This is a genomic window from Rheinheimera nanhaiensis E407-8, assembly GCF_000296695.1.
GTDB classification, from domain to species: Bacteria; Pseudomonadota; Gammaproteobacteria; order Enterobacterales; family Alteromonadaceae; genus Alishewanella; species Alishewanella nanhaiensis.
Map to the genome: position 1 here is coordinate 1 of NZ_BAFK01000013.1, position 22,825 is coordinate 22,825.

Here is a 22,825-nt window from a genome sequence, read left to right on the forward strand (position 1 = left end):
GTCTTTTTAAAAGATTTTTGCAACCTAACTTAACTCACCCGAAGCCTGCTAAGTGCAGCACCCCGTGGCATGGCGCGCATTATAGGGCGTTTTAAAACACGTGCAAGCGGTTAAGTGAGAAAACCTGTGTTTTTGTGATCGTTCGCAGAAAAATTGCACAAAATGGCTTAAAAGCCTACAAATACATTAGGGTTTTACGTTTCTAATCGCTATTGCTGCCTTTAAACGATTTTTGCCGTAGCTGAAAGCTTTGTTAAATACTGAGTGCTCTACCGGTATATATTGTCGTTCAGCAGGAGATAACCAAGGAATATCCTCGGTATCGGGATCATTTAAATACACGAAATGCTCGTCAACTGCACACACCACCACCCAATGCGGTGCTTTGCTTTTATCAAACTGCCAGGTACTGATTAATGCCAACAGCAAAGCACCTTGGTGTAATAGCTGCTTTATATCATCGATGGTTAACTCTTTAAGCTGAACCGGAATCGCCTTTTGCTGCACTTTTTGCCGGAACGACTCATGTACCCGCTGCAAAATCTGTTTTTTTACTTCGCTGCGTACCGTATCAGTAAAAAGGGGGCCATCTTTGTTGAGATAGATTTCCGCTGCAAAGCCACGCTTAACCGCAGCGAGAGCTAAGCCTCGCGGGCCACAGCCACCGTGACCAGATGTCATAAATATAGTTGTGGCCTCGCGCCAGATGTCTATTTCAAGCGCATAGGGGACAAACTGACCAGGCTTGAAGTAGTTAAACACCATCAATAAACAAGCTGGGCCACAGGTAAAAGGAGTAGTCTGCTGAATATAAGGCACCTGTCGTCTGACCGAACTGCTGTCAAACTGAATGATCTGTTTTTGCATGCAGATGGCATCGGAGTGATCTTCGTAGAAGTCATGTTTAACAGCGAACTCGTGATAGTGCAATTTTTGATATAAGCGGATAGCAGCAACATTATCCTGCCGAACTTCCAACCTAAGTAACACACAATTACGTGTTGCAGCGGTTTGTTCTGCCTGTTGCAATAAAAATTCGGCGATGCCCTGTTTACGATAATCCGGTGATACCGCCAGTGAATAAAGCCGTGCTAGGCTGGTGCCTCTTCTGTAAAGCAGTAAAAAGTACCCAACCAGCACGCCGCCAAGCTCTGCCACATATAAGTCGCTGCGTTTTTCGCGTAAAAAGCGCTTGAAACTGCGTACACTAAGACGGTCTGAATTAAAACAAGCCAACTCCAATGCCACCAAAGCAGACACATCACTGGCTGTCGCTAATCTGCTGACTAATGACGCCTCACTTTTATTTACTGCCATTACTGCACTCTTGGTTGCCTTAAGCTAAATTTTTACTAAGTTTAGGATAAAGCGCGCTAAGCAAATGAAAATTCGATAAGAAATTTCATTGTTTGCCAACATTACAGGAGCAGAGATGGCCAAACTGATCATTGTCGTCGATAAAACACAAGATTGGGCACCCTATTATCAGTATGACGGCGTGATGACTTTACCTGCCTATTTAAAGTGGTCAGCCAAGAATAAGCAACGTACCCGGGTGATTAACCTATGCCGCCAGGCACAGTATTTAGGTACCGGCTATTACTGCTCTTTACTGGCTGAAGCGCGTGGCCACAACGTTATGCCCTCGGTGCGAGCATTTAATAAGTTTAACCGCCACGAAATAGCCGATATTGCCGAGGAGATCCCTGGCAGTATTCTAAGCCAGCTGAATAAAGCGCTGGCGGGTGAGACAGAAACACCGCTGGTTTTTAATATTTACTTCGGTGAAACCGCAATTAAAGCCTTAAAGAAGGTGGCAGCCTATTTATTTGAAGCTTTCCCGGTACCTATTCTGCGTGTAGAGCTGCAAAAAAAGACCAGCTGGCAAGTAAAAACCCTGAAGATTGGCAGCGTTAACAAGCTGGACGAACAAGAGCAAAACTTTTTTGGTAATACGCTGGAAAAATACAGCCACAAGATCTGGCGTTTAGAACCAACGAATAAAAAGTACAAATATGATTTAGCCGTACTGGTAGATGCAAAAGAAAAATTTCCGCCCTGCACGCCAAAATCGCTGGAGCTGTTTACCAAAGCCGCGCGCAAAGCAGCGATGGATACCGAACAAATCGGAGCTAAGGATATTCATCGCCTGGCAGAGTTTGATGGCTTGTTTATTCGTGAGACCACATCAGTAAACCATCACACCTTTCATATGGCATTAAAAGCAGAACGCGAAGGCCTGGCGGTTATTGATGACCCTAATTCAATACTGCGATGCGGTAATAAGGTGTACCTGCAAACACTGTTTGAACAACATAAGGTGCCGATGCCAGATGGCGTTTTGCTGTTTAAACAGGATGAAGATAATCTGGAACGCGCGGCAGACACCTTAGGCTTACCGCTGGTGCTGAAAATTCCTGATGGCAGTTTTTCCCGCGGCGTGGTTAAAGTAAAAACCCTGACTGAACTTAGAGCACAACTTACAGCCTTGTTTGAGCAAAGCGCTATCATTTTAGCACAGCGTTACACCTTTACCGAGTACGACTGGCGTATCGGCGTATTAAATGGCATGGCCCTTTTTGCCTGTAAATACTTTATGGCGCGCAACCACTGGCAAATTTACAAGCATGGCAGCGCCAAGACACAAAGCGGCGGTTTTACCACTTGCGCCATCAGTGAAGTACCAAGCCATGTTATCGATGCGGCGCTTAAAGCCTGCGCCCCAATAGGTGATAGCTTATACGGTGTAGACATTAAGCAAGACGGTGAAAAGGTTTATGTGATTGAAGTGAACGACAACCCTAACATCGACGATGGCGTAGAGGATTTGTACCTGGGCAATAAACTGTACGATCTACTGGTAGAAGACTTTATTCGTCGTATCGAACTAAAACGGTAAATTGCAGGTACATAAAACTGACAGGATCAGTTTTAGACAGCTTAGCTGGCCTGCGCAGCAGGTTTTTACCAAGGATGGTAAAAACAAAAAAACCGGCAATAGCCGGTTAATTTGGTGCAGATGGAGAGACTCGAACTCTCACGCCTTGTGGGCACAAACACCTGAAGCTTGCGTGTCTACCAATTCCACCACATCTGCATTATGTTTTGCGCTCAGCGCTTAACATGGCGTGCAGTATAGCTACTTTAAAACAGCAGTCAACTGTGAAACTGCACATTTTCTGCTGTTTTACACTGTTCGGACAAATACTAGGCAAAGCGCCTAGTATTTCGCCTTTTTCAGCAAACCAATCTCCTCTAAACGCTGCATTAAGTAGTCGTTTGAATTAATTGGTTCAGGGTAACGATTAGGATTATCGGCACTGATACAAGTTGATAGTGTTTCAATGACATAATCCGGGTTTGGGTGCATAAAAAACGGTATTGAGTAACGCGGCTCACCCGCTGCAGCACCTGCAGGGTTAACAACCCGGTGCGTAGTAGATGGCAACACATGATTGGTCAGCCTCTGCAGCATATCACCAATATTTACCACTATGGTGCCTTCGATTGTGGTTACCGGCAGCCAGCTACCATCACGACGCAATATCTCAAGACCCGCTTCGTTAGAACCCACTAACAAGGTAATAAGGTTAATATCTTCATGCTGACCGGCGCGGATAGACTGCGTGCTGGTATCTTTAATCGGCGGATAATGAATCGGCCGCAAAATGGAATTACCATAGTTTACCTTGTCGGCAAAGTAAGTTTGCTCCTGTCCGAGGAACAGCGCTAAGGCCTCCAATATCCGGTTACCTAACTTTTCCAGCTCAGTGTACAAGGTGTAAGTGGCCTGTTTAAACTCTGCTACCTCAGTTGGCCACACATTCGGATATAAACTTGGATGCGGCGCAGGGCCTTGCAGCTCACGGCCAACGTGCCAGAACTCTTTTAAATCCGGGTGGTTTGAGTCTTTCGCTTTTTCGACACCAAAGCCGGTGTAACCACGCGCTCCACCCTGCCTTGGTTTATGGTATTTTGCTTTCACCTCAGTCGGTAAAGCAAAAAATTGCTTAATTGCTTTATATGTATTCTCTACCACTTCGTCTGGAATACCGTGGCCACTAATGCCGCAGAACCCAAACTCCGTGTAGGCCTTGCCAATTTCGGCAACAAAGTTATCTTTGTCGGTGGCAAACCGTCTTATATCTAACGTTGGAACTTGCTGTGTCATATAAAAGACCTGTTTTTAGCCTAAAGTAAAAAAGAACCCTGCAATAGCAGCGCTCATCAAGTTAGCCAATGTTGCTGCCAACAGAGCTTTTAAACCCAGCTCAGCAATATCAGCCCGGCGACCTGGCGCCATACCACCCAAGCCACCTAATAAAATAGCAATTGACGAAAAGTTAGCAAAACCACACAAAGCAATAGTCACTATCACCTGTGTATGGGCACTTAACTGCTCTTTCACCTGCACAAAGTCGAGGTATGCGACAAACTCATTTATTACCAGCTTCTGACCAATAAAGCTGCCAGCCATACGCGCCTCATCCCAGGACACGCCTAAAATAAATGCCAGTGGCTGAAACACATAACCGAAAATCAGCTGTAGTGTTAAATCGTCTTTACCAAACCAGCCACCCACGCCGCCAACAATACCATTAACCAGCGCAATTAAACCGACAAACGCCAACAGCATAGCGCCGACATTCAGCGCCAGTTGCATACCACTGGACGCACCGGCAGCAGCGGCATCTATTACGTTGGTATGCGGCTTCTCGGTATTTATTTCCGTCAGTTCGTTTTTGGGTTGCTCAGTTTCCGGCAAAATCATTTTTGCCATTAAAAAACCACCGGGCGCGGCCATAAAGCTGGCGGCTATCAGGTACTTTAACTCCACGCCCAAGCCAGCGTAACCGGCCAGTACTGAACCTGCAACAGACGCTAAACCACCTACCATTACAGCAAACAACTCTGATCGGGTCATAGTGGGAATAAAAGGCCGCACAATTAACGGCGCTTCGGTTTGACCGACGAAAATATTAGCGGCGGCCGACATCGACTCTGGCCGGCTGGTACCCAGCACTTTTTGCAAACCACCACCGATAATGCGGATCACCCAAGTCATAATGCCTATGTGATACAACACTGCTATTAATGATGAGAAAAAGATAATAATCGTCAGCACATGAATGGCAAAAATAAACCCCTGGGAAAACTTACCCAAATCACCAAACAGAAACTGAATACCGGCATTGGCATACCCAATTACGTTAGCCACCACCTGAGAGATGTTATACAACATGTCCTGGCCAAAGGGCACGTAAAGCACAAAAGCGCCAATTGCCAGTTGAATAGCAAAGGCGCCGCCTACTGTGCGCCAGTTAATACGGCTGCGATTGGCTGAGGCCAGATACGCTACAAGTAACAGGGCAACAATGCCCACTAATCCCATCATCGGTTATTCCCTGATTATTGTTATTCTGCCAGTAACTGGCGGATTTTTGCTTTTATGATGTCAATGGCAATTTGGTTTTTACCACCACGGGTAACCACTAAATCGGCATATTGTTTGGAGGGGGCGATAAACTCAAAAAATGCCGGCCGCACTGAGTTCTCATACTGCTCGGTGACCGAGCTTAAACTACGACCACGCTCTTCTAAATCACGCTTTATCCGGCGCAGTAAACAAATATCCAGTGGCGTATCCATAAATACGGTGATATCAAACTGCTCACGTAACTGCTCATCTGTTAGCAGTAAAATGCCTTCTACCAGAATCACTTTAGCCGGTTGTACAGTAATGGTTTCTTCAGTGCGGGTATGTGTTTTATAGCTGTATTGCGGCATCTGTATTGCTTTACCAGCGCGCAGTGCGCGTAAATGCGCCGCCAGTAATTCATGCTCAAACGCGGCTGGGTGGTCGTAATTGGTCAGCGTGCGCTGCTCGAACGACAAATGGCTCTGGTCACGGTAGTAAGCATCTTCGGACAAAATGGCAATACGCTCGCCACCCAACTCAGCCACCAGCTCCTGATAGACTGTTGATGCAAAAAGACTTTTGCCAGATGCCGAAGCGCCGGCAATGGCGATGATGGTGTTTTTTCCCACAATTGAGCTCTGCTACAAACATAAAACCAACGGATTATCCTCAATCTTGACTCAATAATCATCTTTTTCGTGCATTATTTGCTTCTACATAAACATTTAGACGTTCAGAAGTCTAAATAACGAAAGTTGGTCAACTACAAACACGAAAAACCGTACAAGTTCGCTGAACGTCCAGGGAAACAAAAAAAGTTCCCCGATTATTTAGTCATTTAAATGTAATATTTTGTCATTAGAGTATAATACCAAGTTGTGGGGGACCTACCCGCTTTGTGGCCAAAATAACAACGGAAATCAGGACACTTTCGAATGAAAAATAGAACTCAACTGAAAAGGCTGTCTGTCGCGATTGCATTATCGTTAGGCATCGCTGGACCAGCCCTGGCGCAGGAAACAACTTCAAGTTTACGCGGCGTTGTCGCTACTGTAGACGGTAAGGTCATTTCTGGTGCTCAAATTACTCTTACAGACACGCGTACAGGTTCAGTCAGATCCTTCAGTTCAAATGACACTGGTACCTTTTCTGTGCGTGGCTTACCTGTCGGCGGCCCCTACATTGTTACTGTGCAAGATAGCGTAAACGGCTCGAAAACAGTAAATGATGTTTATCTGAAACTGGGTGAAACCTTAAATCTGCCTTTAATGCTGGAACAAGCGCAGATTGAAAAGATTGCCGTAACAGGTAGCCGCATTCTGAATCCTAACTATGGTGGTAAGGGGCCAGCGTCAAATTTTAATCTGGCTGATTTACAAGACGCACCGGCTATTAACCGTGACATCAAAGACGTTATTAAAATTGACCCACGCATTTATCTGGATGCTGGCAACAATGACGGCATTCAGTGTGCTGGTGCCAACCCGCGTTTTAACAGCCTGACCGTTGATGGTGTTCGTATGAACGACAACTTCGGTTTGAACAGTAATGGTTACCCCACCGAACGTATTCCATTTTCGTTTGACGCCATTTCTCAGGTAGCCGTTGAATTAGCACCGTTCGACGTAAAATATGGTGGCTTTACTGCTTGTAATATCAATGCGGTAACAAAATCAGGTTCCAATGAATTTAGCGGTTCAGTCTTCTTCGATTACACCAACGATTCGTTACAAGGTGACAAAATTGAAGGCCAAAGCATCAATATCGGTGACTTTTCAGAGAAACGTTACGGTATCAACATGGGTGGTGCGTTAGTTAAAGACAAACTGTTCTTCTTCGCTGCCTATGAAAAGCTTGAAGGAGCAGATACCTTTGAACGTGGTGCTGAAGATTCAAATGCAGCGGTAAGAGTGCGTGGCGTTACACAAGCACAATTAGATGAAATCGCTCGCATTGCCCGCGATGTGTATGGCTTTGAGCCCGGCAGCTTCCCAGCTTCTATTCCAGTAGAAGACGAAAAATTGCTGTTAAAGCTAGATTGGCAAATCAACGACACTCACCGTGCTGCCCTAACTTATAACTATAATGATGGTTATTCAATTGCTGAGTCAGACTCTGGCTCTACCCGTATCGAATTCTCTAACCACTACTATGAACGCGGTGCAGAGTTTACTTCTTTCGTTGGTCAGTTATTTTCTGACTGGAGTGATAACTTCTCAACCGAAGTGCGTTTAGGCTGGTCTGAGTTAGACGCACGCGTAAATCCACTGGGCGGCACTGAAGTTGGTGAAATCCAGATCACCATACCAAACGACGGCTCATTCACTGCTCCAGTGGTATTCTTAGGTGCCGATGACTCTCGCCATGCGAACAAACTGAAGTACGATACAACCTTTATGCGTATCGCTGGTACTTATGTACTGGGAGACCACATTATTACTGCTGGCTTCGAGCGCGAGCAGTATGATGTCTATAACTTGTTTATTCAGGAAGCTGAAGGTGAGTTTTACTTCGGCTCAATCAGTGACTTCGAACAGGGCCTGGCAAACCGTATTATTTATGAAAATGCGGGCATCACCAATAACCCGCAAGATGCCGCGGCAACGTTCAAATACGCCGTTAATACTCTGTACCTGCAAGACGAATATTTCTTCTATGATTACGACCTGACACTGACCTATGGTCTGCGTTATGACTGGTACACCAGTAATGACCAACCTGTGCTGAACCCCGGTTTTGAAGGTTTGTATGGTTTCAGTAACCAACAGAACCTTGATGGGGAAGGCCTGTTACAACCACGGTTTGGTTTTAACTGGGGTGCAAGTGATCAACTGGAAGTTCGTGGTGGTATAGGTTATTACTCAGGTGGTAACCCTAACGTTTGGCTGTCTAACAACTACGCCAACAACGGTGTAACACAGATTGAGTCTCAGTTAGGTGCAACCAACCTGTTTGAAATTCCGCACACAGGCTCTGGCCGTCCACTAATTGATATCCCGCAAAGCTTGTTTGACGATGTCGCGTCTGGCGTAGGCCGGGTGGGTGGTCTGAACGTATTAGATCCCAACTTCAAACTTCCGTCTGAGTGGAAATATGCGCTGGGTGCTACTTACACATTCGATAGTGAGTATGTATTACTTGCCGACTTGCTATACACCAAGAAAAAGGATGCCGCAACTATCGTTGACCTGAGTCGCGTACAAACAGGTACGGCTGTAGATGGTCGTCCAATTTATGGTTCAAGTAATGGCCGTCGTCAGGACTTTATGCTAACTAACGTTGATGGTGATTCGGGTAAAACTGTGTCATTCTCAACATCGGTACTGAAGTCGTACGATTTCGGTCTTGATTGGGCATTAGCTTATGCTTATAACAAAGCAGAAGATGTAAACCCAATGACCAGCTCAGTTGCGTTTTCTAACTACGCCAACGTGGCAGTAAGCAGCACTGAAGCGCCTGATGTAGCACGCTCTAACTACGACATTCCACATCGGTTTACGTTAAAAGTGGGTTACAAACATGAGTTTATTGACGGTTACGCTACTAAGTTTATGTTATTTGGCACGCACAACAAGGGCCGTCCTTTCAGTTATGTATTTGACAATACAGACGACTCGCGCAGACCAGATCAGAACTTCCTAAACAGCGCCTTTGGTGACACGGTTAATACTGACCGCCATCTGGTGTATGTACCAACCGGCGTAAATGATCCTAATGTCACCTTTGACGGGGCGTTGGCTGACCCAGCAAGACAGGCAGCGTTTTTTGCTATGTTAGACGAAACAGGTCTGAGCAAATATGCAGGTCAAATTGCACCACGTAACGAGTTTGACAGTGATTGGTTCACCAAATTCGACTTACGCATTGAGCAGGAAGTACCGGGTTTCTATGATAATCACAAAGGTAGTGTCTACTTTATGATTGAAAACCTGGGTAACCTGTTAAATGATGATTGGGGTGTAATGAAAGAAGCGTCATTCCCACGTATGCAGGCAGTTGTTGATGCAACACTGAATAACGATGGCACTTACACCTACAGAAACTTCCGAACTCCAGCTGGTCAATCACTGGTTGCTGATGCATCATTATGGACTATGCGTCTGGGTGTGAAGTACAAGTTCTGATAACTTGTGCTGTGAGATAACTAATTCATAAAACCCCGCCTGGCGGGGTTTTATTTTTTGTCCGAGGTTGTTAAAAATAGCCAATGAAAACCCATTTATTAAACTTTTTACTATGTGGCAGTCTTATGATGAGCAATAGCAGCATCAACGCCAAAGAAATTACCTTCGCCACCTTTAATGTCAGTATGGAAGCACAAAACTATCTGCCGCGCGGTGAGCCGGGCGATGGTGAGGTATTAGCTAAGCTGCTGCAAACTGGCGACCAACCGCAGATCCGCAATATTGCACAGATTATTCAGCACGTGAGACCTGATGTGCTGCTACTAAACGAATTTGATTATATCGCCGCCCCCGAGCGTGGTGTAAAAGCCTTTATCCGTAATTACTTAAATAAGCCGCAGGGTAACGCCAAAGCGATAGACTACCCCTATTTTTACTACAGCACGGTCAACACCGGCCAGCCTAGTCCGTTTGACTTAGACAACGATGGTAAAGCTACCGGCGTTGGCGCCGATGCCTGGGCCTTTGGCTTTTACCCGGGCCAGTATGGCATGCTGCTGTTATCAAAATATCCAATAGATACCAGCAAAGTGCGCACTTTCCAGCACTTTAAATGGAAGGATATGCCGGGTTTTATGCCTACCAAAAAAGCAGATGGCAGCCCCTGGTACAGTACCGAAGCCTGGCAGCAATTTCCTCTGTCATCAAAAAGCCACTGGGATATTCCAGTACACATCGACGGCCAGACGGTGCATATACTGGCCAGTCACCCGACACCACCGGTATTTGATGGCCCGGAAAACCGCAACGGCATTCGTAACCATGATGAACTGCGCTTCTGGGTGGATTATTTAACACCGGGGCAAAACCAATATATTTATGATGATAACGGCAACAAAGGCGGTTTTAGCCATGGCGGGCGTTTTGTGTTGCTGGGCGATTTAAACGCCTCTGCCGAAGGTGAAGGCGATGCCATTAACAGCGCCATCCGTACGCTATATCAGCACCCGGCCATTAACAACAGCCAGCCACCACTAAGCCTGGGCGGTAAAGAGCACAGCCCTGATAACCCTCATGGTGCTGTGCACACTGCCGGCTGGCGTATGCGGGCCGATTATGTGCTACCGTCAAAGCAAGGCTTTACGCTGATAGATAGCGGGGTGTTCTGGCCAGAAAAAGCCGACCCACTGTATCCGCTGGTCGGCTCACGCGGCGCCAGCTCTGATCACCGCCTGGTCTGGGTAAAGTTAACATTAAGCGCTGACTGAATCAGCGCTTAGCAAGACAGGGCTTGTACTTAAAAGCGCCGCACCAGGTTTTGCACATGCACTGTCACTTCCTCACGGTCATGATATAAGTGCTTTGCCTGCAACCGGTATTTAATGCTGGCTGCAGTAAGGCGCTGCTCAAACTGTTGCAGAATATCGCACAGCGTTTCATAGCGCTTTTTCATCGGCAGCTTCAGGTTAAAGATAGTTTCCTGGCACCAGCCGTTAATCAGCCAATCGGCAATGCGCTCGGCCACCCGCTGCGGCTGCTCTATCATATCGCACACCAGCCAGTAGTTATTTTTGCGCTGTGGCTCAAACTTAAAGCCATCGACCATTAAATGCTGCACCTGGCCGGTCTGCATTAAAGACTCCGCCATAGGGCCGTTATCAATGGCGGTAACCATCATACTGCGCTTCACCAGCTGATAGGTCCAGCCACCGGGGCAAGCGCCCAAATCTACTGCATGCAAGCCACCCGACAGCCGCGTATCCCACTCACGTTTAGGGATAAACTGTAAAAACGCTTCTTCCAGTTTTAATGTACTGCGACTTGGCGCCTCAGCGGGAAACTTAAGCCGCATAATGCCGTTTTCCAGCGGGCTATTATTCTCCGGGTACGACACCCCCACATAGCCCTGCTGGCCGCTTAATAAAAACAGATGCAGCACCGCCGCCCGTTTTTGCTCTTTTTGCGTCAGCACGCCGGCCTGTCGCAGCGCCTGACGCAGCGGCACAGTAAGCTTGCGCGCCAGCGTAGATAAGGTTTTGCCATCATTGGTATCCGGGTACTCTACCCGCAGCTCGCCACAACCGGTAAGCTCTGCTGAAAGCAGTGCCTCCAGCACCGGCGCAATACGATCCGCTGGTGGTAAATCAAGCAAACCGGCTTGCAGCAAGCTCCACTGGCGGATAAAGATAAACTGTTCAAACGGATAGTCGCGGTAAAACGCTGCCAGACTGTCGCTGTCATAGGCTTCAAAGATAACAAAGCCGCTGTTGTTTTGCAGCTTGCAAAAACCGCCGGTGTTATTAAGCGCAGCTTTATGCTGAATTTCTGCCGCACACTCTTTTTCAAAACCAGCCCGGCAATACAGTAATAGTTGTCTCATATCAGCTCCGCCGCCACGCCGTTATTGCCAGCAATAACCAGGCAGCAATTAGTAACTGCCCGCCTACCGGGGCCAGTTGTGAATAATACCATGGCAGTGCAAACACACCCGCCAATAAGGTCCAGACAAAACAGCCAAGGCCCAGATGCCACAGCAGCGCCACCAGCCGTGTTAACCGGCCGCTACTGTGTGCCAAACCCAGCGCCAGCAGAGCCAGAGTATGAAAGGCTAAAATGCCAAGCGCACTTAACACCCTGGACAGCTGCTCAGCCGTTAGATCGCCCTGCCACAGGTGCATTAATAAGGCGCTCAGTGCCACCACCGCAGCGCCGTAAAAGGCGCTAATACTGTTACTTAGCTGCCAGAAGTACTTCATCAATTTTCCTGCTACAAAAAGCCGCTGCTGCGCTAATTAGCTGCAGCTGGGTAAAGCCACTTTTAACCCGGGGCACAAAATCATGGTTCGCATCAGTCAGCCAGTAAAGCTCAACTTTTGGCCAATGTTTAGCACTCAGCTCGTCTTTGCTGCCAAAAGCATCGCGCTCGCCCTGGGCGATATACAAAGGTGCAGTTAAATCTGCAAAATGCTCAGTACGCCATTGTGGCTTGTTCGGCGCATGAAACGGATAACCAAAGGCGAATACCGCTTGCACTGCGCTTTGGCCGCTTAGCAGTGACGCGACCCGCCCGCCCATAGACTTACCGCCTATAAACAACGGCAAGTCCGACGGGCACTGCGCTATTTGCTGGTTAAACTCAGCGGCCAACAACGGCATTTTCGCCGGCAAGCGCCGCCTGCCCTCATCAAGGGCCTGCTGCATATAACCAAAATTAAAACGCCACACCTCTATGCCACAGCTGGCCAGCGCTAACGCCAACTGCTGCATCACATCGCTGTTGGCGCCGGCACCGGCGCCATGCGCCAGCAACAAGCGCGCTTTGGCATTATCTGCGTTGTTAATCAGTATCTTAGTCAATTGCCACCGCGTTGGTAAATTGCTGCTCAGCAAAGTCGGCTTGCTCGGCCTCGACCATTTGTGTCATCCACTGGCGAAAGGCGGTAATTTTCCCCAGCTCGGTCTGGCTTTCACGGCACACCAGATAGTAAGCATCTTTTGAGATCAACACATGGTTAAACGGTACTATTAACCGGCCAGAGTTAATATCGGGCCGCGCCAGCACATTATGCGCCAGCGCCACACCTTGACCATGAATAGCCGCCTGTAGCACCATCGACGAGTGGCTGAATATTGGCCCCTGGTTAACATTAAAGTGCTTAAAGCCCTGAGTGGTAAACCAGGCTTTCCAGGCGCGGCGCGAGCCGTCATGTAACAGGTTATGGTATTGCAGATCGGTAGGCTCCTGCAGGGGTTTGCTACTGTTTAACAGCAGCGGCGAACATACCGGCAGTAAATATTCAGTATGCAGCTTATCGGCATGTAAGTTACGCCAGGTGCCACGGCCATAATAAATGGCCACATCAACATCATCGGTCAGCGAGCCCTCGTCCAGGTCAACCGCTTTAATACGCACATCGATATCAGGGTGCTGCTCGCTAAATTGGTTTAGTCTGGGTACCAGCCACTGGATAGCAAAACTGGGCTGCAGGCTTACCGTTAACGAGCCCTTAGCGCCGCGCGCCAGCAGTTTTTCTGTCGACTCGTGCAGCTGCAAAAAAATTTCTTTAATATCCAGAAAATAGCTTTGCCCTTCTTCAGTCAGCAGCAAAGAGCGGTTTTTGCGCATAAACAACTTCAGGCCAAGATGGTCTTCCAGCGCCTTTATCTGATGGCTAATGGCGGCCTGCGTAACGTACATCTCTTCCGCCGCCTTGGTAAAACTTAAATGACGTGCTGCCGTTTCAAAGGCTTTCAGTGCATTAAGAGGGGGTAAACGCCGCGCCATAAGCTCTCGCAAAAGTAAGTTAATGATAAAAATTTCTAATGCGAATTATAGCGCTGCCACTGCCGCTGCGCCAGCGGCAGTGTGAGATGTGCTTATTTATCGACTGGCTTGTAACCTTCAATTTCAACATCTTCGCCTTTAAATAAGAAGGCTTCCATCTGTGCTTCCAGCAGCTTTCTGTGCTCCGGATTCATCATATTCAGCTTTTTCTCATTAATCAGCATTATTTGCTTGGCCTGCCACAGCGCAAAAGCTTCTTTACTGATCGAGTTAAAGATTTTTTTGCCCAAATCGCCCGGATACAACTGAAAATCCAGCCCCGGCGCTTCTTTTTTCAGATATTCACAAAATACGGTACGGCTCATGCCTGTGTTTCCTTCTTCTCTGACGCTGCAGCGACGACCTGCGCAAACAGCTGCTTGGCCGGTGCCGACAGCCCCACCGGCGGAATGGCGTCTATTGTAAACCAAGTTGCCGCAGATTGCTCCTGCACCTGCAGTGGCGCTTGCGCGAGCACAGCTAACTGCGGCTGCACCCATAAGTGAAAATGGCTAAAGGTATGCCGAAAACCCGCCAACTCAGTTTGCGCGCTGAGCTTTAGCGCATTAAGGGCAATAAATTGCGCACGCTCCGCTGCCGAGGCAAACTCAAAAAAACCATACAAGCCGCCCCACAGCCCCGACGCCGGCCGCTGGGTTAACAACAGTTGCTTATTGTACTGCAGCAGCAACCAGAAACTTTGCCGCTCGGGCAGGGCTTTCTTCGGCTTTTTGCCGGGATAACGCGCCTGCTCAGCGCTAAGCGCTGCTTTACATTTTAGCTTCAGCGGACAATCAGCACAGCGCGGCTTGCTGCGGCTACATAAACTGGCGCCTAAATCCATCATGGCCTGGTTAAACTCTGCTACTGTCTCAGCGGGCGTAACTTGCTCTGCCAGTTGCCACAGCTGCTGCTCTACCGCTTTCTCGCCCGGCCAGCCGTCCACCGCGGCAAAGCGTGCCAACACCCGCTTACAGTTACCGTCTAAAATCGGATAATGCTGCCCAAGTGCCAGCGACAATACAGCGCCGGCGGTCGAGCGGCCAACGCCGGGCAGGGCCAGCACCTGGTCAAATTGCTGCGGAAACTGGCCATCATACTGTGCGGCTATCTGCTGCGCTGCTTTGTGTAAATTGCGCGCCCGGGCGTAATAACCCAGTCCGGTCCATAAATGCAATACATCATCTAATGGCGCTTCAGCTAACGCTTTTACATCGGGAAAACGGCTGATAAAGCGCTGAAAATAAGGTATCACGGTGGCAACCTGCGTTTGCTGCAACATCACTTCACTAAGCCAGGTGTTATAAGGGCTTTTAGTTAACTGCCACGGCAGGCTTTTACGGCCATGCTGGCGATACCAGTTAACCAGCTGATTTGAAAACCAAATTGCGTCTTGTTGTTGCAGCATTTTTACCTCAGGTTTAGCCCCCGCGCAGTATAAGCAGCAAGGCTTTGCTTGCCAACCTGAATCGGCGGTTGAGCAATAGCACCAATACAAGGATAATACGCGCCAATTACGCATTATGGAGCAGACAATGACAGACACTCACGACCAGCCAGCACCACAACAGGGCGAAACCTATATGCGCAGGATCCGCTCTTTTGTGCTGCGTGAAGGCCGCTTAACCAAAGGGCAGCAGCACGCACTGGACACTTACTGGACCGACTATGGTGTCGACTACCAACCACAGCTTATTGATTTACCGGCGCTGTTTGGTCGTGACAACCACAAGGTGCTGGAAATTGGCTTTGGTATGGGTAAATCACTGGTGCAAATGGCCAAGGCAGCACCAGAGCAAGACTTTATTGGGATTGAAGTGCACAAGCCCGGTGTCGGTGCCTGTTTAGCCGATGCGGTGGCCCAGCAGGTTAACAACCTGAAAGTGTTTGAACATGATGCCGTTGAAGTCTTAGAGCAGATGATCGCCGACAACAGCCTGGATACGGTGCAGCTGTTTTTCCCCGATCCCTGGCATAAAAAGCGCCATCATAAACGCCGCATCGTGCAAGCGGAATTTGTACAACTGCTGCGTCGTAAACTTAAGCCCGGCGGCGTGTTTCATATGGCGACCGACTGGGAAAACTATGCCGAGCATATGCTGGAGGTAATGTCGCAGGCCGAGGGCTTTGTTAATCTGGCCCCTGATAGCCGTTATGTCGAGCGCCCCGAGCACAGGCCCCTGACCAAATTTGAACAACGCGGTCAGCGTCTGGGCCACGGTGTCTGGGATCTGATGTTTAAAAAGGAAAGCTAAATGCTCGCCACCACCAGTCAACTGGTTTTACGTAACATTGCAGATTTAACCGGTCGTGTACTGTTAGTTGAGCCTCAAGCCGACAACTTAGCAAACGAGCTGTTGCATTTTGCGCCACAGCTTAACTTAAGCTGCTACACCACAGATGCCGCAGTAGCAGCCTGCTGGGCGCACAACTCGGTAACACTTTATACCGGCGTAAAAGCGCAGTTTACTCAGGCATTCGATACGCTGGTGCTGTTTTACCCCAAGAGTAAAGAGCAGCTTGGTTTTACCCTGGCTCAGCTAACAAACGCGATAGGCCCGGCTACACAGGTATTTGTCGTGGGGGATAACAAAGGCGGTATTAAAAGCCTGCCCAGCCATGCGCAAAAACTGGGGCTTAATGCCAATAAATTAGATAACGCTAAGCATTGCCTGTGGTTTTCGCTGTTTGGCGACTTTACTGCTTTACCCCAAATATCAGCCAGCCAGTTCAGTATTGAAAACGACGGCAAAATACTAAAGCTATGCTCATTACCCGGTGTGTTTAACCATGGCAAGCTGGATATCGGTACCGCGTTGTTGCTAGACAACTTACCGCCGATAAGTGGCGGTAAAGTGCTTGATTTCGCCTGTGGCTGCGGTGTAATTGGTGCCGTATTAAAACGCCGCTACCCAGCGATTGAGCTGTACAGCTCGGATATTAGCGCTTTGGCTGTGGCGTCAACGGAACTTACATTAGCAGCTAATCAGCTAAAAGGCTCAGTTCTATTGGCAGATGGCTTACCTGCTCAACCCAAGCAATTTGACTATATTGTTACTAACCCGCCGTTTCACACTGGCATTAAAACCGACTACAGTATTGTGGAAAGCTTTATTCAGGGCAGTGCCAAACGTTTAAACCCGCAAGGCAACCTGACGCTGGTGGCAAACAGCCATCTGGCTTATCTGGATCTGTTACAGCAGGCCTTTAAACGGGTTGAAATTATTGCCAAAGCAAATGGTTTTGTCGTATACCGCGCCTTTCCGTAAGGCGATCACGGAGACACATGATGCGAATACACCTGGTGCTAGTCCTGCTTATTAGTGCGCTTTCAGTGCCGGTACAGGCTAGCACTGGCTGCATACAGGATCCGAAGCGGCAAAACGCCTGTCCGCACCTGCTATACCGGGCAGTGCAGCTGCCGGGCGCCACCAGCAACAGCGTGCTGTGTGTTTGTGTTACAGACTTTGCCCCGCTATTAACGCCGGCAAAGAATGAGGCTGAGCAAATTAGTCAGAATATGACAAAGCGCCAGCTTGAAGCACAGCATGGCGATAAACTTCAAACCGTATTAGACATGCTGCAACAACGGCGTTAGTCGCTAAGCAGCACCAGACGCTCAGCAAAACTGCCCAAATACTCCTCCTTTGCCGTGAGTAACACCGGGACCAAAAACAACTGCCCCTGCTCTACCCAATAAATAGCATTTTGCTCAAACTGCTGTGCCAGAGCCACTGCCTGTGGTTTATCACACAACACTATCCAGCTTTTTTCCTGAAAACTCCTGTCAGGTGCGCTCCCTATCACTGAGCGATAAGGTAAACGCTGCTTGTTCAGGCAGGCTTGAAATTCGTTATCGCGGCGCAGGTTAAGGTAAGGATGCTCAGTGTGCCCGGCAGGATTCTGCGCACTGATAATGGCAAAATCGACATCACAATTAAGTGCCTGATGGCACAGGAAGATACTCGTTTTATAACTTTCCCACAGGTTCATAACCAAACCCAAAAGTAACAAGTGCCTCTACTATAAACGGCTTTGCTAAATTTGCCAGTGCGGTTTGCTAAATTGCGCTAATGTGCATAACATCAATGCAGACGTACACTGCTAAATCCTGCATCGGCATAGAGATAACTGAATGATTGCCATAGATAAAACAACATCGATTAAGAGTGCATTAATTTGGGTAATCATGCTTATTTGCAGTCTGACACTGTGCCTGGCAATGGTGGTATCGGCCACGCAAGATGTGAAGCTACAGCGAAAAAAGCTCGTTGCACAGCTCGAAGGCTATGTCAGCATTATCGCTTTTAACGCCAAAAGTAGTATTTTGCAGGACGATGCCGACATCGAAGACAACCGGCTTAACTCTTTTAATGCCGTTGATATGCTGCATAACATTCATATCTACAAGAAGCTGACGCCCGGCGATGAACTCAGCTTTTTTGCCAGCTATAACCGCGATGGTGTTGGCCCCTACCCGGTGCAATTTGAACGGGTGCAGCAGCTGCTAAAGCCTTATATCAGCGCCAATTATATTGAACTGACCAAAGCCATTACCCACGACAAAGAGGTTCTGGGTTATGTCTATCTGAGGGCCAGTCAGGAAGAACTCAGTGCGTATATTCAAACCCGTATTTTGCTGGATATTATTATCGCGCTGGTCGCACTTGGCAGTGCGTTTTTTATAAGTGTCCGCTTGCAGCAGCGTTTTACCAGCCCGATCGACACCCTGCTTAATGTCGTGCAAAAAGTGGCCAAGGAGAAAAACTATCAGGTCCGTGCGCCGATAGCGCCAATAAAAGAATACAACATGCTAAGCCGTGCCTTTAATACCATGCTGGATCGCATCGAACAGCAAATTAGTAAACTACAGCAGGCCGAGCAGGAAAACCGCCAGCTAACGCTAAGTCTGGAGCAAAAAATTGAGCAGCGCACCGAAGCGTTAAAAGCCTCGAATCAGGAGCTGTTAAACACCCTGTCGACACTGCATCAATACCAAAACCAAATTGTTGAAACCGAAAAAATGGCCAGCCTGGGCCAGATGGTCGCAGGTGTGGCTCATGAGGTTAATACGCCGATTGGCTTGGGTGTTACCGCTTCAACCTTACTGCAGGATAAGCTGGCTGATATTCAAAAAGCCTTTGATGAAAAAAAACTCACCTCGTCACAACTGGCGAAATTTTTGTCAGAAAGCAAAGAAAACCTGGGCATTATCTATCGCAATATGGAACGGGCCGCCAGCCTGATCTCCAGTTTTAAACGGGTGGCAGTAGATCAGTCTAACGAGAATCGCCGTCAATTTAATATGCTGCAGCTTATCAATGAGGTGCTGTTATCACTTAGACCGAATTTAAAGAAAACTCAACATCAGGTGCTCATTAACTGTCCGGCAGAACTGGAGCTGGACAGTAAACCCGGCCCGATTAACCAAATCCTGATTAATCTAATCATGAACAGCCTGATCCATGCCTTTGAACATATCGAGCAAGGTGAAATTACGATTGACGTTAGCGTTAGCGATAACCACTGCCAGCTGGTGTACCGGGATAACGGCGCCGGCGTACCAGAAACGATTAAAAAGCGTATCTTCGACCCCTTTGTTACCACCAAAAGAGGTGAAGGCGGCAGTGGTCTGGGTTTACATCTGGTCTATAACCTGGTGACTCAGGCTTTAAATGGCAAAATAGTCCTCGATAGCACGCTGGGCCAGGGCGTGCGTTTTCAGATCGATTTTCCGGTTATCGTGATTAAAAATTAATTCAATTTAATCAATAGCATAGACGGATATTGCCGACTGAGAGAGCAGATTCAAATATTAGTAAAGACTAATTGTTAACAAAAAACTTGTTAACATTTGGGCGGATGGTTATAATTGCGTATTATTTGACAATTGCATGTCATCTATAAAACGTTAAAATCTCACAACATTAACAAAATTCACATAAGGTTTAACTCCAATGCAAACACCTGTGATTCTGATCGTTGAAGACGAAGAAGTAACCCGCCTTAATCTGGTCAGCCTGTTTCAGGGCGAAGGCTATGATGTAATTGAAGCGGTAAATGGCGAGGAAATGAATCAGAAGCTGACCGAGAATAAAGTTAGCCTGGTTGTCATGGATATTAATCTGCCGGGTAAAAACGGCCTGATTTTGGCGAGGGAGTTACGTCAGAAAGAGAATATCGGTTTAATCTTTTTAACCGGCCGCGACAGTGAAGTAGACCGTATTTTAGGTCTGGAAATTGGTGCTGACGATTACCTAACCAAACCGTTTAACCCGCGTGAACTGACAATCCGTGCCCGTAACCTGTTAAACCGCACTGTAGCGCAACCTGTGGTTGAAGAGCACAAAAGTGTTGTGAAGTTTAATGGCTGGACACTGGATGAAAACAGCCGCAATTTAACCTCACCAAAAGGTGTGGCGCGTCGTCTGCCAAAAGGCGAATACCGCGCTTTGCGGTTAATGTTAGATACACCCGGTAAAATTTTTACCCGCGAGCAGTTGATCCGTCATATGACCGGCCGTGATTTACGCCCGAATGACCGCACTGTAGATGTGACTATTCGCCGCATCCGTAAACACTTTGAATCGGATATCGACAGCCCGGAGTTAATCAGCACTATTCACGGTGAAGGTTACCGTTTTGTCGGCAAGCTGGAAAAGTAAGTTTTACGCTTGATCAATAAACTCAGACAGAGCAGCCAGGTGCTGCTCTGTTTTTAAGTGAAAGTCGACCAGTTGCCGCTCTAACCCCTGCCAGTTTACCGGCTCTTGCTCAAACCGCTTAGCCTGCTGCTGCACCCATAGCAAGCCTACCGATGCCGCTGCGCCTTTAAGTTTATGCGCCGCCTCCTGAAACTCCTTTGCCTGTTTCTGTAGCGCTGTTTCCATCATCCGATTGATATAACCTGGCAATAACTGAGCAAATAATTGTGCACTGCGCTTCATTGCATCTTTACCAAGCGACTGCAGATAATCATTCAGGGTGGCACTATCTAACACCTCGGTGTCACTCTGGTTGCTGCTGGGCATCTGGTGTTGCACTTTTACCGCACTGGGTGAGAACAACTGCGCCAGCAGTTGGTCAAGCCTAGTAGTGTTAATGGGTTTAGCCAGAGCGCCCTCTATCTGTATGCCCTCTAATTGCTGCTCCGCTTTACGCACATTAGCGCTAAGTACCACTATAGGTAAGGTTGCCAGGTGCGGCTCCTGACGGATATACTGCGCAATTTGCTCGCCGCCCATATCGGGTAGCTGCATATCCAGCAGCACTAAATCAATATCATCTTCGGTTTCCAGCAGCGCTATTGCATCTTCACCGGTTTCTGCCAGCACGACGGTATGGCCACGCTGTTCCAGCAAGCCGGTGGCGATTTCAGCGTTCAGCGGCACATCTTCTACCAGCAAAATGGTCAATTCCGGACAACTAATCGCGGGCTGCAGCTCTTGCTGTGCTGCTGCTGTTGGCAGCACCACATTAAAACGGCTGCCCTCGCCACTAATGCTGTTTACGCTAATTTGGCCCTGCATAGCCTCAACCAGGGCACGTGACACCGACAAGCCAATGCCCGAGCCCATAATGCTTAAGCGGCGCCCGTCGTTAGACTTGTAATACATATCAAAAATGCGCTCTTGCTCTTGCGCCGCTATACCTATACCGGTATCACTGACTTCAAAGCTAAGCTGATCGCACTGCGCACTTAGCTGACAGCTTAAACTGACGCTGCCCCTGCTGGTGAACTTAACGGCGTTATTTAGCAGGTTCCACAACACCTGGCGCAAACGGGTTGGGTCAAGCCGCAGATAGACATCATCTGAAGCATCTACCTGCAAGTTAAATTGCAGGCCCTTTTGCTGACACAACAGCTCGGCAAAGTTAGCAATGTCATTAATAAAGGGTTTAAAGGCGACGCTTTGATAAACAATATCCAGATCCTGCCGATCGATTTTATCCAGATCGATAATGTCATTAAAAATATTACCCAGGGTTTCTGCACTGCTAAAAATAGTATTCGCCCAACTGTGCTGCTGCTTGGTGAGCTTGCTTTCCAGCAAGCGCCGGCTTAACCCCACTATACCGTTTAGCGGTGTGCGTAGCTCATGGCTTAACGTTGCAATAAACTTGCCTTTGTCCTGATAGGCTTTTTCCAACGCCTGCTCGGCCAGCTTACGCGAAGTAATATCACGACCAAAGCCAAGCAAACCAATGTAACGGCCGTGGCGATCGTAAAATGGTACCTTGCGCATCTCAAACCACAATACCTGGCCATCCTCTTTAACAAACTCGACATCCAGTGTCAGCTCAGAGGGCTGCATGTGCAGCTCATGCTCGGTCAGGATAGCGGCCTGTGCACTATCATCAGTGTAAATATCGGCAGGCAAACGGCCAATCAGCTCACTGGCAGGCTTGCCCATAATCGCTTCAAACATTTTATTGCAACTGGCAAAGCGGCCAGTTTCATCACGGTAGTAAAACAAGTCGGGGGAGCTGTCGACAATAGATCGGATCAGTAAGCTTTGCTCTTCTAACTCTATCTGGGCTTTTTTACGCTCGGCAATTTCCTTACGCAGCTCATCTACAGCACGACGCTTGGCCTGAAAGGCTTTTTTTCGCTCTTCAATTTCAAAGTTAAGCTGGCGGATATTGTCTTGCATCCCTTCATTTAGCAAACGCTCCTGGTGCGCAGAGTCTTCTAAGTAAGACAAGGCTGCATCCAGATGCAGTACTAAATAAAACACAATGGCAATAACGGCAGGGCCAAGTAGCAGGGTAATACCCAGTACCGCTTGTACCTGTGGCCAGGCAATACTGTTGTATAGCACCAGATTTAGCGCAACGCAGGCAAGACCGCTCAGCAGCAATAACAAAAGCTGGCACAACAGTGCCAGCTTTAGCTTGCCCCAGGTGCGAATGCCGTTAGCAAAGCTCCTGACCTGGGGGTGAACCGGACCTTGCATC

Annotated in this window: 20 protein-coding genes and 1 tRNA gene; 8 read left to right on the forward strand and 13 right to left on the reverse strand. The window is 48.1% G+C overall.

From position 1 onward, the window contains the following. Positions 1 to 186 precede the first annotated feature (186 nt). A complete protein-coding gene (locus RNAN_RS11565; protein WP_008221955.1) occupies positions 187 to 1,317 on the reverse strand; it encodes a peptidase C39 family protein in 1,131 nt (376 codons plus the stop codon). Positions 1,318 to 1,432: 115 nt separating this feature from the next. On the opposite strand from RNAN_RS11565, the gene RNAN_RS11570 reads away from it, so the two are divergent. Then, a complete protein-coding gene (locus RNAN_RS11570; RefSeq protein WP_008221957.1) occupies positions 1,433 to 2,899 on the forward strand; it encodes a RimK family alpha-L-glutamate ligase in 1,467 nt (488 codons plus the stop codon). Between the two features lie 112 nt (positions 2,900 to 3,011). On the opposite strand, the gene RNAN_RS11575 is transcribed toward RNAN_RS11570, so the two are convergent. From RNAN_RS11575 to udk, 4 genes are all read right to left on the reverse strand, one after another. Beyond that, positions 3,012 to 3,097 (reverse strand) — tRNA-Leu (locus RNAN_RS11575). A 123-nt stretch (positions 3,098 to 3,220) separates the two neighbouring features. Next, positions 3,221 to 4,171 carry an isopenicillin N synthase family dioxygenase gene (locus tag RNAN_RS11580; protein ID WP_008221959.1) on the reverse strand — a complete coding sequence of 317 codons (951 nt, stop codon included), beginning with the start codon at positions 4,169 to 4,171 and terminating at the stop codon, positions 3,221 to 3,223. 15 nt (positions 4,172 to 4,186) lie between these two features. Further along, positions 4,187 to 5,395, reverse strand: coding sequence for a NupC/NupG family nucleoside CNT transporter (locus RNAN_RS11585; protein WP_008221961.1), 1,209 nt, complete (start codon positions 5,393 to 5,395; stop codon positions 4,187 to 4,189). A 20-nt stretch (positions 5,396 to 5,415) separates the two neighbouring features. Beyond that, a complete protein-coding gene (gene udk / locus RNAN_RS11590; RefSeq protein WP_008221963.1) occupies positions 5,416 to 6,048 on the reverse strand; it encodes a uridine kinase in 633 nt (210 codons plus the stop codon). Positions 6,049 to 6,354: 306 nt separating this feature from the next. On the opposite strand from udk, the gene RNAN_RS11595 reads away from it, so the two are divergent. Both RNAN_RS11595 and RNAN_RS11600 read left to right on the forward strand, forming a co-directional pair. After that, positions 6,355 to 9,543 (forward strand): TonB-dependent receptor, encoded by a 3,189-nt coding sequence (locus tag RNAN_RS11595; protein ID WP_040552055.1) that lies wholly within the window; start codon positions 6,355 to 6,357, stop codon positions 9,541 to 9,543. 125 nt (positions 9,544 to 9,668) lie between these two features. Next, the gene (locus tag RNAN_RS11600; RefSeq protein WP_237739915.1) at positions 9,669 to 10,811 is read left to right on the forward strand and encodes an endonuclease/exonuclease/phosphatase family protein; all 1,143 of its coding nucleotides are present in this window, start codon (positions 9,669 to 9,671) and stop codon (positions 10,809 to 10,811) included. 29 nt (positions 10,812 to 10,840) lie between these two features. On the opposite strand, the gene rlmM is transcribed toward RNAN_RS11600, so the two are convergent. From rlmM to mutY, 6 genes are all read right to left on the reverse strand, one after another. Beyond that, positions 10,841 to 11,923 (reverse strand): 23S rRNA (cytidine(2498)-2'-O)-methyltransferase RlmM, encoded by a 1,083-nt coding sequence (gene rlmM, locus RNAN_RS11605; protein ID WP_008221969.1) that lies wholly within the window; start codon positions 11,921 to 11,923, stop codon positions 10,841 to 10,843. A 1-nt stretch (position 11,924) separates the two neighbouring features. Next, entirely contained in the window at positions 11,925 to 12,299 is a 375-nt protein-coding gene (locus RNAN_RS11610; RefSeq protein ID WP_008221971.1) for a hypothetical protein, read from the reverse strand. Then, complete coding sequence (locus RNAN_RS11615; RefSeq protein WP_008221973.1) at positions 12,274 to 12,900, reverse strand: alpha/beta family hydrolase; 627 nt, start codon at positions 12,898 to 12,900, stop codon at positions 12,274 to 12,276. Before RNAN_RS11615 ends, RNAN_RS11610 begins: the two co-directional genes overlap by 26 nt. After that, positions 12,893 to 13,828 carry a transcriptional regulator GcvA gene (locus RNAN_RS11620; RefSeq protein ID WP_008221974.1) on the reverse strand — a complete coding sequence of 312 codons (936 nt, stop codon included), beginning with the start codon at positions 13,826 to 13,828 and terminating at the stop codon, positions 12,893 to 12,895. The genes RNAN_RS11615 and RNAN_RS11620 overlap by 8 nt, the downstream gene beginning before the upstream one ends. Positions 13,829 to 13,920: 92 nt before the next feature. Further along, on the reverse strand, positions 13,921 to 14,193 hold the full coding sequence (locus RNAN_RS11625; RefSeq protein ID WP_008221976.1) for an oxidative damage protection protein: 273 nt from the start codon (positions 14,191 to 14,193) through the stop codon (positions 13,921 to 13,923). Further along, positions 14,190 to 15,275 (reverse strand): A/G-specific adenine glycosylase, encoded by a 1,086-nt coding sequence (gene mutY, locus RNAN_RS11630; protein WP_008221978.1) that lies wholly within the window; start codon positions 15,273 to 15,275, stop codon positions 14,190 to 14,192. Before mutY ends, RNAN_RS11625 begins: the two co-directional genes overlap by 4 nt. A gap of 127 nt (positions 15,276 to 15,402) precedes the next feature. Between mutY and trmB the strand changes: the two genes are divergently transcribed. The 3 genes from trmB to RNAN_RS11645 are packed head-to-tail and all read left to right on the forward strand — an operon-like array spanning position 15,403 to position 17,465. Then, positions 15,403 to 16,122 (forward strand): tRNA (guanosine(46)-N7)-methyltransferase TrmB, encoded by a 720-nt coding sequence (gene trmB / locus RNAN_RS11635; RefSeq protein ID WP_008221980.1) that lies wholly within the window; start codon positions 15,403 to 15,405, stop codon positions 16,120 to 16,122. Further along, complete coding sequence (locus RNAN_RS11640; RefSeq protein ID WP_008221982.1) at positions 16,123 to 17,136, forward strand: methyltransferase; 1,014 nt, start codon at positions 16,123 to 16,125, stop codon at positions 17,134 to 17,136. Between the two features lie 17 nt (positions 17,137 to 17,153). Beyond that, entirely contained in the window at positions 17,154 to 17,465 is a 312-nt protein-coding gene (locus RNAN_RS11645) for a hypothetical protein (RefSeq protein ID WP_052027287.1), read from the forward strand. Here RNAN_RS11645 and RNAN_RS11650 read toward each other — a convergent pair. After that, positions 17,462 to 17,860 (reverse strand): DUF3293 domain-containing protein, encoded by a 399-nt coding sequence (locus RNAN_RS11650; RefSeq protein WP_040552056.1) that lies wholly within the window; start codon positions 17,858 to 17,860, stop codon positions 17,462 to 17,464. The genes RNAN_RS11645 and RNAN_RS11650 overlap by 4 nt on opposite strands. 196 nt (positions 17,861 to 18,056) lie before the next feature. On the opposite strand from RNAN_RS11650, the gene RNAN_RS11655 reads away from it, so the two are divergent. Together RNAN_RS11655 and arcA are read left to right on the forward strand one after the other, a co-directional pair. Continuing rightward, positions 18,057 to 19,625, forward strand: a complete 1,569-nt coding sequence (locus tag RNAN_RS11655) for a sensor histidine kinase (RefSeq protein WP_237739916.1) — start codon at positions 18,057 to 18,059, stop codon at positions 19,623 to 19,625. Between the two features lie 199 nt (positions 19,626 to 19,824). Then, positions 19,825 to 20,532 (forward strand): two-component system response regulator ArcA, encoded by a 708-nt coding sequence (arcA, locus tag RNAN_RS11660; protein ID WP_008221990.1) that lies wholly within the window; start codon positions 19,825 to 19,827, stop codon positions 20,530 to 20,532. A gap of 3 nt (positions 20,533 to 20,535) precedes the next feature. Here arcA and RNAN_RS11665 read toward each other — a convergent pair whose 3' ends face one another. After that, a complete protein-coding gene (locus tag RNAN_RS11665) occupies positions 20,536 to 22,824 on the reverse strand; it encodes an ATP-binding protein (protein ID WP_008221992.1) in 2,289 nt (762 codons plus the stop codon). Position 22,825 lies beyond the last annotated feature (1 nt).

Bases quoted from the DNA above. Each gene is read 5' to 3' on its own strand.
- RNAN_RS11620 (WP_008221974.1), bottom strand. From the start codon at position 13,828: ATGGCGCGGCGTTTACCCCCTCTTAATGCACTGAAAGCCTTTGAAACG.
- RNAN_RS11655 (WP_237739916.1), top strand. From the start codon at position 18,057: ATGCTTATTTGCAGTCTGACACTGTGCCTGGCAATGGTGGTATCGGCC.
- arcA (WP_008221990.1), top strand. From the start codon at position 19,825: ATGCAAACACCTGTGATTCTGATCGTTGAAGACGAAGAAGTAACCCGC.
- RNAN_RS11600 (WP_237739915.1), top strand. From the start codon at position 9,669: ATGATGAGCAATAGCAGCATCAACGCCAAAGAAATTACCTTCGCCACC.
- RNAN_RS11580 (WP_008221959.1), bottom strand. From the start codon at position 4,171: ATGACACAGCAAGTTCCAACGTTAGATATAAGACGGTTTGCCACCGAC.
- trmB (WP_008221980.1), top strand. From the start codon at position 15,403: ATGACAGACACTCACGACCAGCCAGCACCACAACAGGGCGAAACCTAT.
- RNAN_RS11570 (WP_008221957.1), top strand. From the start codon at position 1,433: ATGGCCAAACTGATCATTGTCGTCGATAAAACACAAGATTGGGCACCC.
- RNAN_RS11595 (WP_040552055.1), top strand. From the start codon at position 6,355: ATGAAAAATAGAACTCAACTGAAAAGGCTGTCTGTCGCGATTGCATTA.
- RNAN_RS11665 (WP_008221992.1), bottom strand. From the start codon at position 22,824: ATGCAAGGTCCGGTTCACCCCCAGGTCAGGAGCTTTGCTAACGGCATT.
- RNAN_RS11640 (WP_008221982.1), top strand. From the start codon at position 16,123: ATGCTCGCCACCACCAGTCAACTGGTTTTACGTAACATTGCAGATTTA.
- rlmM (WP_008221969.1), bottom strand. From the start codon at position 11,923: ATGAGACAACTATTACTGTATTGCCGGGCTGGTTTTGAAAAAGAGTGT.
- mutY (WP_008221978.1), bottom strand. From the start codon at position 15,275: ATGCTGCAACAACAAGACGCAATTTGGTTTTCAAATCAGCTGGTTAAC.
- RNAN_RS11565 (WP_008221955.1), bottom strand. From the start codon at position 1,317: ATGGCAGTAAATAAAAGTGAGGCGTCATTAGTCAGCAGATTAGCGACA.
- RNAN_RS11645 (WP_052027287.1), top strand. From the start codon at position 17,154: ATGATGCGAATACACCTGGTGCTAGTCCTGCTTATTAGTGCGCTTTCA.
- RNAN_RS11585 (WP_008221961.1), bottom strand. From the start codon at position 5,395: ATGATGGGATTAGTGGGCATTGTTGCCCTGTTACTTGTAGCGTATCTG.
- RNAN_RS11625 (WP_008221976.1), bottom strand. From the start codon at position 14,193: ATGAGCCGTACCGTATTTTGTGAATATCTGAAAAAAGAAGCGCCGGGG.
- RNAN_RS11650 (WP_040552056.1), bottom strand. From the start codon at position 17,860: ATGAACCTGTGGGAAAGTTATAAAACGAGTATCTTCCTGTGCCATCAG.
- RNAN_RS11610 (WP_008221971.1), bottom strand. From the start codon at position 12,299: ATGAAGTACTTCTGGCAGCTAAGTAACAGTATTAGCGCCTTTTACGGC.